The sequence below is a fragment of the Streptococcus sp. 29887 genome, assembly GCF_032595075.1.
GTDB lineage: Bacteria > Bacillota > Bacilli > Lactobacillales > Streptococcaceae > Streptococcus > Streptococcus iners.
The window spans coordinates 818,329-834,573 of record NZ_CP118735.1; the positions used below are offsets into that span (position 1 = coordinate 818,329).

At 44.7% G+C, this 16,245-nt stretch carries 11 protein-coding genes; 10 read left to right on the forward strand and 1 reads right to left on the reverse strand.

Annotation, left to right across the window (positions count from 1 at the left end; all coding sequences use genetic code 11):
* The first annotated feature begins 28 nt into the window (after window positions 1-28).
* Window positions 29-3,784, forward strand: a complete 3,756-nt coding sequence (locus PW252_RS04240) for a pneumococcal-type histidine triad protein (protein ID WP_248049531.1) — start codon at window positions 29-31, stop codon at window positions 3,782-3,784.
* Between the two features lie 135 nt (window positions 3,785-3,919).
* A complete protein-coding gene (locus PW252_RS04245) occupies window positions 3,920-5,086 on the forward strand; it encodes an MFS transporter (RefSeq protein ID WP_248049533.1) in 1,167 nt (388 codons plus the stop codon).
* Window positions 5,087-5,184: 98 nt separating this feature from the next.
* Here PW252_RS04245 and PW252_RS04250 read toward each other — a convergent pair whose 3' ends face one another.
* Window positions 5,185-5,355, reverse strand: a complete 171-nt coding sequence (locus PW252_RS04250) for a DUF3042 family protein (protein WP_044688996.1) — start codon at window positions 5,353-5,355, stop codon at window positions 5,185-5,187.
* A gap of 68 nt (window positions 5,356-5,423) precedes the next feature.
* Between PW252_RS04250 and miaA the strand changes: the two genes are divergently transcribed.
* The 8 genes from miaA (at window position 5,424) to recJ (ending at window position 16,213) form a co-directional block, all read left to right on the forward strand.
* Window positions 5,424-6,308, forward strand: a complete 885-nt coding sequence (gene miaA / locus PW252_RS04255) for a tRNA (adenosine(37)-N6)-dimethylallyltransferase MiaA (protein ID WP_248049535.1) — start codon at window positions 5,424-5,426, stop codon at window positions 6,306-6,308.
* Window positions 6,301-7,551: a GTPase HflX gene (gene hflX, locus PW252_RS04260; protein WP_015646651.1), complete on the forward strand. Its 1,251-nt coding sequence runs from the start codon at window positions 6,301-6,303 to the stop codon at window positions 7,549-7,551. The genes miaA and hflX overlap by 8 nt, the downstream gene beginning before the upstream one ends.
* Entirely contained in the window at window positions 7,535-8,164 is a 630-nt protein-coding gene (locus tag PW252_RS04265) for a cystathionine beta-lyase (RefSeq protein WP_248049536.1), read from the forward strand. The genes hflX and PW252_RS04265 overlap by 17 nt, the downstream gene beginning before the upstream one ends.
* 10 nt (window positions 8,165-8,174) lie before the next feature.
* Window positions 8,175-9,104: a ribonuclease Z gene (gene rnz, locus PW252_RS04270; RefSeq protein WP_105110466.1), complete on the forward strand. Its 930-nt coding sequence runs from the start codon at window positions 8,175-8,177 to the stop codon at window positions 9,102-9,104.
* Complete coding sequence (locus PW252_RS04275) at window positions 9,101-9,856, forward strand: SDR family NAD(P)-dependent oxidoreductase (RefSeq protein ID WP_248049537.1); 756 nt, start codon at window positions 9,101-9,103, stop codon at window positions 9,854-9,856. The genes rnz and PW252_RS04275 overlap by 4 nt, the downstream gene beginning before the upstream one ends.
* Before the next feature lie 143 nt (window positions 9,857-9,999).
* Window positions 10,000-12,174 carry a copper-translocating P-type ATPase gene (locus PW252_RS04280; protein WP_248049538.1) on the forward strand — a complete coding sequence of 725 codons (2,175 nt, stop codon included), beginning with the start codon at window positions 10,000-10,002 and terminating at the stop codon, window positions 12,172-12,174.
* A gap of 173 nt (window positions 12,175-12,347) precedes the next feature.
* Window positions 12,348-13,895 (forward strand): cardiolipin synthase, encoded by a 1,548-nt coding sequence (gene cls / locus PW252_RS04285; RefSeq protein WP_248049539.1) that lies wholly within the window; start codon window positions 12,348-12,350, stop codon window positions 13,893-13,895.
* 104 nt (window positions 13,896-13,999) lie between these two features.
* Entirely contained in the window at window positions 14,000-16,213 is a 2,214-nt protein-coding gene (recJ, locus tag PW252_RS04290; protein WP_248049540.1) for a single-stranded-DNA-specific exonuclease RecJ, read from the forward strand.
* Window positions 16,214-16,245 lie beyond the last annotated feature (32 nt).

A 16,245-nucleotide genomic window follows, 5' to 3' on the forward strand; every position in this document is an offset into this window, starting at 1 on the left:
TACTTGTTATCTATAGAAGGAGAGTATTGTGAAGAAGAAACGAAATCTTGCCTTGACAGGCATTACCCTCTTGTGTAGTTTGACCTTGTTGGCTTGCCAGCAGAAACAAGCTCAACAAGTTGCTAGTGAAAAAGTAAAGCAGGAACAGGTTCAGAAAGAGGAAATAGTCTATGTTGTTGCTGAGTTAACAACGGATGGTTATGTCCTTATTCATGGTGACCATCAGCACCTGGAAAAAGGTTCGGTTCCCTATGATGCCAAGTTTTTGAAGGAAACCTTGTTAGAGGATAAGAACTACCAATTCAATGAAAAAGATGTCTTGTACAAGGTACGGACAGGTTATATCATTCAAGTGAAGGGCAAGGTCTATTATTATCCTAAGAAGACTGGAGATGGTCTTGTCACTTTAGAGGAAGCGCGGAAATTAACGGCAAATAATCCTGAACATGACCACCATGGACACGATCACAACCATGACCATGCTCATGAAGAGCAAAAACAGTCATCGACCAATCTAGTAGGTGTGGCCGGGATTGATAGACCAACCAGCGACGGTTTTTTATTGAGCGATGCCAAGCAAATTTCAAGCAAGACGGATACGGGCATTATCGTTGAGCATAATGGTCACAGTCACTTTATCTTTTATGGTGACTTGAAAGGTAGTAAGTGGGAGTACCTTATCCCAGCTGGAGCTGATGTGACCAAGAAACAGGAAAATAGTGCATCAGGTCAGTCATCCAGTCAGGCTGGTCAGGACCATTATCAATTCAACCCTGCTGATATTGTAGCTGAGGATGCTAATGGCTATACAGTTCGCCATGGAGATCATTACCATTATATTTTGAAACAAACTGTCGGTGGAAGTGTGGGAAATCCTGTTCATACAGGTGCTAGCCAGTTTGCTAGTTCGAAAGTGGCAGCACCGGTTATGCAAAATCACTTGGTGACTTTACCTGTTTCCCCAATAGCTAGCCTACCAGTTCCAGTAGTTACTGCAGGTGCTAATCAAGCAGCGTCTGTGGTTTCTCGTCAAGGGATTGCTGGGATTGACTATCCGACTAGCGATGGCTTTCTCTTTGATGGAAGTGGGCTTATCGGTCAGAATGCGGTTGGTTTGCTCATTCAACACCAGGGGCATATCCATGTTTTGCGTAGGGAGCAAGTGGCAACTTCTAAGTGGGCTTATTTGCTAGAAGATCAATCTAGTCAAGCTACTCCAATTCAACCACTTCCAGCAGTCCTCACCGATGTGGTTACAAAACCAGTGGAAAAAACGGAAGTAGCAGCCGTTCCAAGTACCTCCAGCCAGTCACCAGCAGCAAGTCCAGCACCTGTTGCTCCGACAGCGGAGATTGTGGCGGATGAGGTCACAGCCAAGCGGAACTACCTGGCCCAAGCCCTCGGTTTGCCGGCCGGTTCCATTACGCTTTTGGATACGCCACAAGGTCAGGCCTTCATGTATCCCCATGGCGACCATGACCATCTGGTGCTATTGAAGAATATTGACCTAACCAAACCTTTTGAAAGTGAAGAGGACTTGACACGAAAAATTGATTACATTTCCAAGGTCTATGGTGTGCCAAAAGAAGCCATCCGAGTTTCTGATACCACCTTTAGTTTCAACGACCCAAGCCATGCCTATGACCCGACCCATGTCCATCCTTATGTGATTTTACGGTCCATGTTGATTATCCCTGAAGTGACTGGTGATCCGGAAACGGACTTTGAAGCGGAGCTTTTGGCGGTAGCCAAGCGGACAGGTATCGCACCGTCTAAACTCATCATTCGTGACAAGAAATTCATCCTGCCACATGGAAGCCATGACCATGTCTTGCATATTCAAGCTGTGGAGGGCATTGAGCCATATCTTGCTAATAAATTGCCAGCTATTTCAGGTAGCTATCAGGAGGGGGAATTTGACCGAGCGACTGTAGATAGTCAGCTTGAAAGTTTGCGTCAAGTGGCAGCTGAAAAGTATGGAACAAGTAGCAAGGAATACCGTCGTATCGAGCGAGCTTTGGACGACTTTGCTAGCAATCTGGATGACCTGGTAACCAATTCGACCAAGGGCTATCTAGCTATGTTGGAGCAATTTGAAAAGGTTCATATCCTAAAAGAAACTACTAGCAATACAGAGGAACAAGTGGACCCACTCTATCAATCCATACTTGAACAGATTCGCTTGCTTGATACCAGCAACCTACCTGTCAATAAGGAAGACCTGACTAGTCAACTCAACCAAGCCAGTCAGGATAAGGACAGACAGGCCTTGCTCAACCTGGAACACCTCTTGCAAGAATTGAAACATTTCCAAGACCGTCCAGATATCACAGCTATGGAGTATATGGATTATTTACTTAGTCAGTTGGATCAGCCGTATTTACCAGCTGATTTGCAAGAAAGATTGGCGAGCACACTGGATCGCTTGTTCCAAGCGACCTTGGGTGGCAATAGTTCCATCAAGCCATTGGACTTGTCCAAGGAACTGGTTGACTTGAAAGTTGCACTCCATTTGGCCAAGGCAGCTAATCAGACCTACCCTATCCAAACCAGTCCTGCCTCTGAAAAATTGCAGGAAAACAGGGCATTCATGGAGGCATTTGTGGGAGATATCCGTGAGATGTTTACTAGACAGATGACCTTCCCTGAAATTGTGGAGAAAACAGAGAATGACACACCAGTAACCTCTCCTGGTCATGTGACGGATAATCAGACCTATCAAGAGCTACTGACTTTGCTTAGACAAACAAATCTAACTGGCACCCAGACCTCACAAACCGCCTGGGTTGAGCGGATTAACCAGGCAAGTTTGAAGGGGGACGAGCGTGAGTTAGCAAGTATTTCCCATAGTTTGAAGGAAATTCAGCACTTCCAAGACCGAGCAGAAATTCGTTTGATGGAATACATGGATTACTTGCTTACTCATATTGACAGCCCTTATCTTCAAGCACCTACTCGTCAGGAAGCGGCTCGCCTCATCAATCAAATCTATGGTTTGGTTGTGCGAAGGGAATTGGCAACTAGTCCAATTTCTTTGGCAGAAGACTTAATTGCCAGCAGTATTGCCGTTGCCAATGATGTAAAAAGGCAAATCAATCAGCAGCTTGAAATGTCAGATGACTATGGAATCATGCAGATGAACCGTCTAGAAATGAATATGTTTGTCGAAGGAACTAGAGATTTCTTTGTCAATCCGTTAAGTTTGCCTGAGGAAGTTCTGGTAAAAGCGGGGCAGACAAGTTCTGTTCCAGCAATTGAAGAAGGTGTAGGACTAGTCAGTCCAACCAGTCAGAATAGTCCTGAAAGCTTATCAGATCCAATCCATGACCATGAAAGTGACAGCAAGGAGGAAAGTCCATCCAGCTTATCACAAGCAGTTGAAGAAAACTCTTCGTCAGAAACTGGCTCAAGCTCTGAACAGGCAATCAGTCCTACAGAGCTTGTTGAGGCAGAAGCGGTCGCTCCAATAACTGTCGAAGGTGCAGAAGAGGAGAGTGTTTCAAATAGCTCAACAAACCCAACAGAAGTGCAAGAAATCCCATCAGTAACGGATGAAACAACCAGTGGACCAGTTTCAGAACCTACAGACACAGCTGTAGAAGAACAAGCTTTGCCTAGTGAAAGTGTTGAGGAAGAAGATGTGGAACTATCCGATGAAGACCTAGAATGGCTGTCCGATATTTTCGGTGAATTTACAGGTTCAACTTCCGAAGAGGAAAGTGAAAACATCGGCTTGACCTGGAAACCGCTAGGGAGCTTCGATTTCAACTCTTTTGATGAATAATACCTAATAAAAAATGTTAAAACCATGGTCTGACCATGGTTTTTCTTGAAAAAATAAAAATAACTTTCTATCATTTGTCAAGTGTGATATAATCAGAATTGCTGAAATCCGAACGATTTTATTTGGGAGAAAATAATGAAAAAACAATCACCATTTATAGTGGCAGGTATTGTCATGCTGGGTGTGGTCATGCGCGCCCCCTTTACAGCCCTTCCTGCTATCTTGACAGATGTAGCTGCTGGTCTGGGAGTAGAGGTCAGTTCTCTAGGTATATTGACCTCTATTCCCTTGATTATGTTTGCCCTCTGTTCTTCCCTAGCTCCTCGCCTAGCTGCTAGATTTGGTATGGAGAAACTCATGGCCATGGTCCTCTTGGTCATGGTTGTTGGATCAGGGATGCGGGTACTGAATCTACCTGCTTTATACATAGGTACTATGCTTGTTGGAGCTACTATTGCCTTTATCAATGTTCTCTTGCCCAGTCTGGTCACGGCTAATTTTCCTAAGAAAATTGGTTTTTATACCACCATCTATATTACCTTGATGGGAGTAGCTGCGACGGTGGCTGCTATGGTCGCAGTTCCTATCGTATCCGCAAGCTCTTGGCAAACATTTATCCTATTGATAACAGCTGTAGTCTTGTTAGCCTTTCTGCTCTGGTTACCAAATATTCGTAATAATCATCGTTTTGAAAACCAAAAACAGGGCCAGCAGACCCGGTCTATTTGGAAGAATAAAGCTGCCCTTATCTTCCTACTCTTTGGTGGTCTACAATCAGTTCTCTACTATACAGAGATTACCTGGTTACCGACCATTTCCCAGTCAGTTGGCTTCAGTAAGGCTGAGGCAGGCTTGATGGCAGGTTTCTTTAATATGACTGCCATCCCTATGTCCATGATTATTCCAGCTATCCTTTCTCGTCAGACCAAGGAAATGCGCCGCAATATCATGTTGATAACTTCCTCAGCTACCCTTCTAGGTCTTGCTTTGCTGGCTGTTCTACCTAAGCATTTTATACTCTGGACAGCCCTGCACATTATTTTGAGTTTCTCAAATGCAGCTCTTTTCCCTTATATGATGTTGGGCTTTACCCTGAAAACCAGCAACAGCCAGGCGACTGCTCAATTATCAGGTATGGTGCAGACTGGGGGCTACTTGATTGCTGCCTTTGGTCCAGGTTTATTGGGATACAGTTATCCACTATTTAATAGCTGGCTCCCTCTTATCATGGCACTAGCCCTTGTGACCCTAGCCATGATGTGGACCATTGTCCTGATTGAAAAAGAAGATATTATATTATAAGTGAAATCTCTTAGAAAGCCTATTATGTTCCTTTTGGAAATAGCAGAGCTTCTAAGGGATTTTTTGGTAAACAAAAAAGCTGGATAGTTACCAGCTTTTTAGTGTGCCACACGGCGACGTGCAGCTTTTTTGCGATTTTCCTCGATGAAAGCTTCTTTCTTTTCTTCTGGTTCGATGATTGTTTTATGAACGGTGAAGATAGCCCCTGCCGCGAGAGCAACCGTAGAAAGAACACCCGTCAAGAAACCTTTGCCAAAACCTTTAGCCATAGTGAATTCTCCTTTACTTGTGTTATAATAGATTTTAGCGAAAAAACAAAATATTTTCAAGGAAAAAGATGAAAACTAAAGTAATTGTGGTCATAGGACCAACAGCGGTAGGAAAAACTGCCCTTGGCATAGACTTGGCCCAGCGCTACAATGGAGAAATTATCAGCGGTGATAGCCAGCAAGTCTATCGCAAACTGGATATTGGTACGGCAAAAGCTAGTCCTGAAGAGCAGGCTGCTGCGGTTCATCATTTGATTGATGTCCGAGATGTGACCGAGGGCTATTCGGCTTATGAATTTGTAGCAGAAGCCAGGGCCCTGATTGCTGACATTAAAAGTCGTGGCAAGTTGCCTATTATCGTGGGTGGGACAGGGCTTTACATTCAGAGCTTGCTTGAAGGCTACCACCTGGGCGGTCTGGTTGACCAGGAGCAAGTTCTTGCTTATCGGGCGGAACTCGACTGCTTGTCTGACGAGGATTTGGAAACAATGGCAGAGCAGGTAGGTTTGACAATCGAGGGAAACAGCCGACGGAGAATCATTCGTGGGTTAGAGTTGAAAAAATTTGGCAAAAACTTAGAAAATACAGAGTCAGGATATGAGCCACTTTACATCTGCCTGACGGATGACAGACAGGTCCTTTACGACCGCATCAATCAGCGCGTGGATAAGATGATGGCGGCGGGCTTACTAGATGAAGTCAGCTGGCTCTACCAAGAACACCCTCAAGCCCAAGCTGCTATGGGAATTGGCTACAAGGAGTTTTTCCCTTATTTTGCAGGTGAGCTTTCGCTAGAAGAAGCAGTTGATAAGGTCAAGCAAAATAGCCGCCGCTTTGCCAAACGCCAATTGACTTGGTTCAGAAATCGCATGCAGGTTCCCTTTTATTCAGTAGGCGAGCCAGATTACAAGTCGCAGATTTTCACCGCCGTGGAGGAATTTTTAAATGATTGAAACCCAGAAAGAACAAGAACGTGCCCTCCTGGTTGGAGTGGAACTACAGCAGACAGATAATTTTGACATGTCCATGGAGGAGTTGGCAAGTCTTGCTAAGACGGCTGGCGCTCTGGTAAAGGGAGTCTACACTCAAAAACGTGAAAAATACGACAGCAAGACCTTTGTCGGCTCAGGGAAACTAGAAGAAATTGCCCAGATGGTCGAAGCTGACGAAATTGATACCGTCATTGTTAACAATCGACTGACACCTCGCCAGAATGTCAATCTGGAAGAGATTTTAGGAGTAAAAGTCATCGACCGTATGCAGTTGATTTTGGATATTTTTGCCATGCGGGCACGGAGTCACGAAGGAAAACTGCAGGTTCACCTAGCCCAGCTCAAGTATATGTTACCTCGTTTGGTTGGTCAGGGGATTATGCTTAGCCGTCAGGCAGGGGGAATCGGCTCTCGTGGACCAGGTGAAAGCCAGTTGGAGCTCAACCGACGGAGCATCCGCAACCAGATTCACGACATTGAACGCCAACTCAAAACGGTGGAGAAAAACCGAGCGACTGTCCGTGAACGCCGCCTGCAATCAGGCGTCTTTAAGATTGGCTTGATTGGCTATACCAACGCTGGTAAATCCACTATCATGAATGCCATGACCGACAAGCGACAGTACGAGGCCGACGAACTCTTTGCCACACTTGATGCCACGACCAAGCAGATAAACTTGGCTGACAAGTTCAACGTGACCTTGACCGATACGGTTGGTTTCATTCAGGACCTGCCGACTGAGTTGATTTCAGCCTTCAAGTCCACCTTGGAGGAGTCCATGAATGTGGACCTCTTGCTCCATGTCATCGACGCCTCTGACCCCAATCACAGTGAGCAGGAACAGGTGGTCTTAGACATTCTCAAGGACTTGGATATGCTGGACATTCCTCGCCTGGCTCTGTATAACAAGCTGGACAAGACCGATGACAGCTTTACCCCAAGTCAGTTTCCTCATGTCATGCTGTCCGCTAAGGATGAAAATGCCAAAGGCCATATACAGATGATGGTCTTGGCCAAGATTAAGACCATGTTTGAACGATTTGAGGTCAGGGTGCCACTTGCTGAATCTTATAAATTGCATGATTTGGCCACTCTGGCTCTGATTGAAAATCGGACTTATGAAGAGGATGTGGAAGTGGTATCAGGCTATATCGCTTCCAGCAATAAATGGAAGTTGGAAGAATTTTATGACGGATTATCTTGATTTGGCAATCAAATACGGTGGCTTTACCAGTCTTGACAAGGTCTATCTGGCGAATAAATTAGCTGGTATGACTGACCAACAAAAACTAGATTTTATCACGCCACCGCCTTCAGTTATCAATGCCTATTTTGCGGAAATCTACCAGAAACAAGGGGCAGAAGAGGCGACGGACTATTATCTCACTCTATCTCAGCAGCTCTGCCTTTTTCCAAAAGAACCCAGCTTTGCTGAAGACAAGCCCTTTGTCCGCCTGAATTTATCTGGTAAGTCTTTCGGATTTGCCTATGTGTCGGCTGACGGTCTTGCCCAGGTTTTTTCGGAAGGTGTAGAGGAAGTGACAGGAAGTTTGCTCTTTGAAATCGCCCAAGTCTTTCCCCACTATGTCGTCTTTGTGGAGGAGGGCAAGATTTTCATGAAAGTCAATCCCTTTGAGGAAGCCAAGTTAGAGGAAGTTGAAACAGACTACCTTTTGACCCAAGTTGCGACAGCAGAGGGCTTGGTCAAGATTTCAGGTCTTAATCAGGAAGAAGTGGTGGAAGTGGCGGAAGGTTATTCTGGTCAGTATTACTATGTCTGGTCGGGTCGCTCTGCAATTTTATATATAAAACATTAGAAAGTAAACAATGCAAATTCAATTTTTAGGTACGGGGGCGGGTCAGCCCTCCAAGGCAAGAAACGTGTCCAGCTTGGCCTTGAAACTCTTGGACGAAATCAATGAGGTCTGGCTCTTTGATTGTGGCGAAGGAACGCAAAATCAAATCCTTGAAACAACCATTCGTCCGCGCAAGGTGGCTAAGATTTTCATTACTCACCTGCATGGCGATCATATTTTTGGTTTGCCCGGGTTCTTGTCCAGCCGTTCTTTCCAGTCTAGTGAGGAGCAGACGGATATTGAAATTTATGGTCCGACGGGCATTCGTTCCTTTGTCTTGGCCAGTCTGAAAGTGTCAGGTTCCCGCTTGCCTTACCGCATTCATTTTCATGAGTTTGACGTAGAGACAGTTGGCAAGGTTCTTGAGACGGACAAATTTACGGTATTCGCAGACAAGCTGGATCACACGGTGCCATGTGTCGGCTACCGCGTCATGCAAAAAGATTTGGAGGGAACGCTGGATGCGGATGCTCTCCGTGCGGCCGGTGTACCCTTTGGTCCCCTCTTTGGAAAAATCAAAAATGGCGAGAATATTACCCTAGAGGACGGTCGTGAAATCATTGCCAGTGATTATCTATCGCCACCACGTCCGGGTAAGGTTGTGACAATCTTGGGAGACACACGCAAATGCCATACCAGTGTGCGACTTGCGGTCAATGCGGATGTCTTGGTCCATGAGGCGACCTATGGTAAGGGCGATGAAAAGATGGCGCGTCGGCATGGACATTCAACCAATATGGAGGCGGCAGAAGTGGCGCGTGAGGCGGGAGCCAAGCGACTTTTGCTCAATCATATCAGTCCGCGTTTCTTGGCCAAGGATGTTAGTCAGCTACGACGCGATGCTAAGACCATTTTTGAAGAAGTTCATGTGGTCAAGGACTTGGAGGAAATTGAACTATGAGAACCATTTTGATAACAGGTGCTTCTGGTGGTTTGGTGCAGGAAATGGTTCCCCTCTTGGCAGATGATTTTCTGATTCTGCTGGGTCGCGACGTGGACAAAATCGAACAACTCTACGCCTATCATGAGAAAAAGGCTGTGTTTGATGTGGATATTCGTGACGAGGCGACTCTGACGGCTTTCTTTGAGGAGCTAGATAGCCAGTATGGGCAGATTGATATTCTGGTTAATAATGCTGGCTATGCGATTTACGATGATTTTGAGAATTTCTCTAGCCAGCAGGTCCAAGCTATGTTTGACATCAATACCTTTGCCCTCATTACTCTATGTCGGCTGGTTGGCAAGCGGATGAAGGCTAGAAAGTCTGGTCAGATCATCAATATTGTCTCCATGTCTGGTCTAGTAGCAACGGCCAAATCATCCGTTTATTCAGCAACCAAGTTTGCTGCTATTGGTTTTTCAAATACGATACGGCTAGAGTTAGCTAAGTATGGCGTTGCGGTGACGACAGTCAATCCAGGTCCTATTGCGACAGGCTTTTTTGACCAAGCGGACCCAGATGGATCCTATCAAGAGAGTGTGAAAGCCTTTCTCTTACAACCCGATTACGTTGCCAAGAAAATTGTCGCGGCTATGGGAACCAAGAAACGTGAGGTCAACCTGCCTTGGTCACTAGCAGCTGCTCATAAGCTATATACTCTTTTTCCGAGAATGGCTGATTATCTGGCCAGTACGGTCTTTAATTTGAAATAAAGAAAAGTGAACACATAATATGACCTAGATGGATTAATGCCATTCTAGGTTTTTTTGATCTAATCGGTTGACATTTTTTGACTACAAGTGTAAACTATAATTGTAAATCGATTACAAATGTAGACAGAAATAGGAGTTATCTTATGAACCATTCAAAAGAAAATAAGCAGGAACACCAACATATGATGCATTCTGAGGAAGTTGGTCAGACCAGCCATCATTCTCATCAGCAGGAGCATCCTCATGAAGAGGGGGTTCACGCCAATCATCATTCTGACCATCACGTCCATCACGACCATCATCATGTAGGGAGCTCTGACGTCAGTCATCATTCTCATCATACTCATGATGCTCATCAGCATCACCAAGGGCATGACCATGACATGATGGAGCATGGTGGGCACATGATGCACATGGGGGATATGAATACAAAGCTCAAGGTGGCAGTGGCAGTCATGATTCCCCTACTGGCCATTTCTCCAATTGCAGGTTTCACTCTCTTACGTTTTCCGGGTGTTGAACTTGTCCAGCTGATACTAGGTTCTATTATCTTCTTCTACTCAGGTACGCCTTTCTTTAACGGAGCGAGAGGGGAATTACGAGCTAAAAAACCTGCAATGATGACCTTGATTTCCATGGGGATTATTGTTTCCTATCTTTACTCAGTTTATGCAACAATTTTAGCGCTATTGGGACAAGAAAGCATGAACTTTTGGTTTGAGTTGTCTACGCTGATTGTCATTATGCTGATTGGGCACATTATTGAAATGAAGGCGGTTATGGGAGCAGGGGATGCCCTGAAAGACTTGGCCTCTCTCATTCCGAAAAAAGCCCATCTCAAGGATGGGACAGATGTTGCTGTAGAGGACTTACAGATTGGGGATTTCCTCCTAGTCAAGGAAAATGAAAAAATTCCGGCTGACGGTAAGATTTTGAGTGTTGCTCATATTGATGAATCCATGATTACTGGGGAATCTCGAGCTGTCAAAAAAGAGGCGGGGGATAGGGTATTCGGTGGTTCGCTCAATCAAAACATGCCCTTTGAAATGGAAGTGACCAGTCTTGGTAAGGACAGCTTTTTGGCGCAGGTGACCGAAATGGTCCGTCAAGCGCAAAACCAGAAATCCAAGCTTGAAAATATGGCTGACCGCGTAGCCTCTTGGCTCTTCTATGCAGCTTTAATTGTGGGGATTTTGGCCTTTATTTATTGGACCATGACGGCTAATCTTGCCTTTGCCTTGATGATGGCAGTTTCTGTTTTTGTCATTGCCTGTCCGCATGCCCTTGGTCTAGCCATTCCCCTTGTTGTGGCGCGATTGACCACGATTTCTTCAAAAAATGGTCTTTTGGTTCAGAACCGAACAGCTCTTGAACAGGTTAACCAGATTCGGTTTGCCTTGATGGATAAGACCGGAACCTTGACCGACGGAAAATTTCAAGTTCGCCACAGTCAAGATTTGGTTGAGGGAGCGGATGCGCTGGCCAAAATGGCAGCATTAGAAGTTCTTTCAACCCACCCAATTGCCCTTTCGATTGTGGAGGCGGCAGGTCCACTTTTCTATCAAGCAGAACGGGTTGAGAATATCCCTGGTAGTGGGATTCGAGGCGTCTTGGATGGAAGGATTTATGAAATTATGTCCTACAGAGGTCTGCAGGAAATAGGTTTGTCAGTGGATCAGGACGTGATTGCTCCCTATCTTGATTTGGGTCTAACCTTGAGTTTTTTGGTGACTGATCATGTGGTCTTGGGATTTGTAGCCTTGGGCGACCAGATAAAAGAAGATGCTAAAGATTTTGTAGCAGGCTTGAAAGCGCAGGGTATTAGTCCTGTGATGTTAACGGGAGACAATCCAGCTACCGCACAAAAAGTAGCCATTCAGTTGGGCATAGAGGATTACCGAGCTGAACTTAAACCAGAGGATAAGGCAAAACTGGTCAAGGACTATCAGGCGCGTGGGGCAGTTCTTTTCATCGGCGATGGGGTCAATGATTCGCCTGCTCTAGCGACGGCAGATTTAGGCTTTGCCATTGGCGCAGGAACTTCTGTTGCCATCCACTCTGCAGACGTGGTCTTGGTTCAATCCAATCCATCAGCAGTCTTGGATATGTTGAGCATTGCCAAGACAACCATCCGCAAAATGAGGCAAAATCTCTGGTTTGGGGCAGGATACAACATCATTGCCATTCCTTTAGCTGCTGGAATCCTTTATCCAAGCATGGGCATTATGGTGGATCCTTTATTGGCGGCCGTGCTCATGAGTCTATCGACGGTTATTGTCGCTATCAATGCTATGGGTTTACGTTACGGTAAACCGTAGAAATTTTGACAGATAATATATATAAGTAAAACACCGGTCTATGTCGGTGTTTTATGATGTAGGAGATAGGGGTGCTGTTTTCAAGTAAGAACTGCGAGAAATCTACTGCGATAATTAGTAGGATATTTGACTATAATCTGGTATAATGGGAAAAAACATCGTGAGAGTGTAGTATGAAAAAATTGTGGAAAATTATTTATAGTCGGGTTTTTATAGTTCTTGCCCTTTTATTATTGACAGTCTTTGCGATAGTTTGGGTGGTTGGCTCACTAGCAGTCTATGTCCCAGCTATCTTGACGGCATTACAAGTTTTTTCTATTATTGTAGCCATTTCCATCATCAATCGCCCAATGAACGCCAGTTTCAAGTTGACCTGGATTGTTTTTGTCATCGGATTTCCTGTTTTTGGAGCCCTCTTTTACTATATTCTCCAATCTAACATTGAAACCCGTCGCTACCGTAAAACGTTTCAACATCAGGCAAATTTATTGGGACAGTATGGAAAGACTTCTGATAAGGTTATGAATGGCTTGGCTAAAGAAGACAGAGAGCAGCTGAAACTGGCCCACTACATGAGCGAGTATGTTGGTTATCCACTTCATACCAATACAGATGCGGTTTATTTTTCGTCAGGCGAGGCCAAGTTTGAAGCTCTTCTTGAGGAGTTGAAAAAAGCAGAGCAGTATATCTTTATGGAGTACTTCATTGTTGATGAAGGTTTTATGTGGGAGTCTATCTTGGACATTCTCAAGGAAAAGGCGGCTCAAGGTGTAGAAGTCCGATTTATGTATGACGGAATGAATTCGCTCAGCAATCTCCCCTATTTTTACTATAAAAAATTGAGGAGTTTTGGCATACAGACCAGGGTTTTTTCTCAGATTATTCCCGCCCTTTCTACCGTTCAGAACAACCGTGACCACCGTAAAATTGCGGTCATTGATGGCAAGGTGGCATTTACAGGCGGTGTCAATATTGCAGATGAATACATTAACAAGATAGAACGTTTTGGTCGCTGGAAAGATGCAGCCATCATGGTCAAGGGCGAGGCGGTATCCAACTTTACCCTTATGTTCTTGCAGATGTGGAACCACAATGAGAAAAAGCCAACGGATGATTTGAAATACTTGAAAGCGGCGCGTGAGGCGGAAGTGGAAGAAGTGACTGGTCAAGGCTATTTTCTGGCCTACGGTGAAAATCCCTTCGATAATGACGAAGTTGCCAAGCGTGTTTATTTGGATATGATCCAATCCGCAACAGATTATATCTACATCATGACTCCATATCTGGTCTTGGATGATGAGATGATAGACAACCTGACTTATGCTGCTAAACGTGGTGTACGGGTTAGGTTACTATTGCCGCATATCTATGACAAGCAATCGGCTTATCTGGCCGCTCGGATGGATTTTAGAACTTATTTAGAAGCTGGTATTGAGATTTATGAATACACACCGGGCTTTGTCCATTCAAAAGTCGTTTTGGTAGATGATAAGAAGGCTACTGTTGGAACGGTCAATATGGATTTCCGTTCTTTCTATCTCAACTTTGAGTGTGGCTTGTATGTTTACAACCACAAGCAAGTTTTGGCAGATATTTTACAGGATTTCGAAGACTCCTTTGCCCAGTCCGAACGGATTACCCTAGTCGGTTTTGAAAATACCTATCCTTGGTATAAGCGTCTAGCTGGTGCCTTGATGAATATTATTTCACCATTATTATAAATACAATTTAGACAGGTAGAAAATCTAGATTAGGTTGACTTTCTACCAGTCTATTTTTTATTTTAAATGGTATAATAGTAGGACAGTTTAAAGGAGTAAAAAACGTGATAAAACCCAACTATGACTGGAAATTATTGACCGGTTTTTCTGATGAACAATTTATTAAAGTCGCTAAAAAAGAAGGATTGGACCCTATAGCTGCAAAGTTACTCTATGAACGTGGTATTCAGTCGGCGGAAGCTTTGCAAGCTTTTTTACAACCAAGCCTAGAAGATCTCCACGACCCTTACCTACTTCACGATATGGACAAGGCGGTAGAGCGGATCCGTCGGGCCATTGAAGATTATGAACAAATCTTGATCTATGGGGATTATGATGCGGACGGGATGACATCGGCATCAATCCTCAAGGAAACCTTGGAAGAAATGGGGGCAGAAGTCCAGGTCTATCTTCCAAACCGCTTTACAGATGGCTATGGTCCCAATCAGTCGGTTTACAAGTATTTTATCGAGCAACAGGGCATTTCTCTGATTGTGACGGTGGACAATGGCGTAGCGGGTCATGAAGCCATTGCCTATGCTCAGGAAATGGGTGTCGATGTTGTTGTGACGGACCACCACTCCATGCAGGAAACTCTTCCTAATGCCTATGCCATTGTCCACCCAGAACACCCAGAGGGAAACTATCCCTTCAAACACTTAGCTGGTTGTGGTGTGGCCTTTAAATTGGCCTGTGCTCTTCTTGAAACGGTTCATGCAGATTTGCTAGACTTAGTTGCCATTGGCACTATCGCTGATATGGTAAGCCTAACAGACGAAAATCGTGTCCTGGTCAAGTATGGTCTGTCACTTCTCAAACAGACTGAGCGAGCTGGTTTGCAAGAGTTGATGAAAATAGCTGGCATTGATATGGATAGCCTTGACGAAGAAACTGTTGGTTTCCAACTCGCTCCGAGATTGAACGCTCTGGGACGTCTGGATGATCCAAATCCAGCCATCGAACTTCTGACTGGTTTTGATGATGAAGAAGCCCATGAGATTGCTCTGATGATTGACAGTAAGAATGTCGAGCGTAAGGATGTCGTTCAAGCCATCTATGATGAGGCTAAGTCCATGCTTCGTTCTGATAGACCCGTTCAAGTTCTGGCCAAAGAGGGCTGGAACCCAGGTGTTCTAGGAATTGTGGCGGGGCGTTTGCTTGAAGAATTGCACCAGCCTGTCATAGTTTTGTCCATTGAAGATGGAAAAGCCAAGGGCTCAGCTCGCTCGGTTGAGGCTGTGGACATTTTCCAGGCCCTCAAAGACTACCAAGACCTCTTTATTGCCTTTGGTGGCCATGCTGGTGCCGCTGGTATGACCCTGGAAGTGGAAAAATTGGACCAGCTGGCCGATACACTGACAGCCTACATCATTGAGAACAAGCTGGACTTGTCTAGCAAATCTTCCCTTGTCTTAGACGAAGAATTGGACTTAGAAGAACTAACTCTTGATACGCTAAAATCCTTTGAAAAATTAGCGCCCTACGGGATGGATAATAAAAAGCCGATTTTCTATATCAAGGATTTCCAAGTGGAATCTGCACGGACCATGGGGCAGAATAATGCCCACCTCAAACTTCGTATTACTAAAGGGGCAGCTGGATTTGATGTGGTGGCCTTTGGCAAGGGCAATCTAGCCCTAGAATTTTCACAGGCTAAAGACCTAGAATTAGCCGTTACTCTTTCTGTTAACAAGTGGAATGGCAATACAAGTCTCCAGCTTATGCTGGTAGATGCTAGGGTCAATGGTGTCCAACTCTATAATATTCGCGGTAAACAACACCAGTTGCCAGTCGGTATTCCTGTTTTGGATTTAGCCAATTCCAAGACGGATGAAAAAGCCATTGTTCTAGCAAGTTTGCCTGAAGACATCAGCAGTCTGCGCAGCTATTTCCAAGAAAATGAATTTGAGGCTATTTACTTTAAAAACGAAATTGCCAAGCCTTACTATCTGGATGGCTACGGCAGTCGGGACCAATTTGCCAAATTGTATAAGACTATTTATCAGTTTGATGAGTTTGATGTGCGCTATAAATTGAAAGATTTGGCTGCTTACTTGAAAATCAAGGACACCCTGTTAGTGAAAATGATTCAAATTTTCCAAGAATTGGAATTTGTTACTATCACGGATGGAGTCATGCGGGTCAACAAGGAGGCACAGAAACGGGAAATCTCAGAAAGTCAGATTTACCAAGACTTGAAAGAAACGGTTATCCAGCAAGAATTGATGGCACTGGGCACAGTTCAGGAAATCTATGATTGGCTGTGTGGTCAAGCTTGATGATGCCTGTAATTCTCGTTCTTCTGATTTTA

Bases quoted from the DNA above. Each gene is read 5' to 3' on its own strand.
- PW252_RS04245 (WP_248049533.1), top strand. From the start codon at position 3,920: ATGAAAAAACAATCACCATTTATAGTGGCAGGTATTGTCATGCTGGGT.
- PW252_RS04250 (WP_044688996.1), bottom strand. From the start codon at position 5,355: ATGGCTAAAGGTTTTGGCAAAGGTTTCTTGACGGGTGTTCTTTCTACG.
- miaA (WP_248049535.1), top strand. From the start codon at position 5,424: ATGAAAACTAAAGTAATTGTGGTCATAGGACCAACAGCGGTAGGAAAA.
- hflX (WP_015646651.1), top strand. From the start codon at position 6,301: ATGATTGAAACCCAGAAAGAACAAGAACGTGCCCTCCTGGTTGGAGTG.
- PW252_RS04265 (WP_248049536.1), top strand. From the start codon at position 7,535: ATGACGGATTATCTTGATTTGGCAATCAAATACGGTGGCTTTACCAGT.
- rnz (WP_105110466.1), top strand. From the start codon at position 8,175: ATGCAAATTCAATTTTTAGGTACGGGGGCGGGTCAGCCCTCCAAGGCA.
- PW252_RS04275 (WP_248049537.1), top strand. From the start codon at position 9,101: ATGAGAACCATTTTGATAACAGGTGCTTCTGGTGGTTTGGTGCAGGAA.
- PW252_RS04280 (WP_248049538.1), top strand. From the start codon at position 10,000: ATGAACCATTCAAAAGAAAATAAGCAGGAACACCAACATATGATGCAT.
- cls (WP_248049539.1), top strand. From the start codon at position 12,348: ATGAAAAAATTGTGGAAAATTATTTATAGTCGGGTTTTTATAGTTCTT.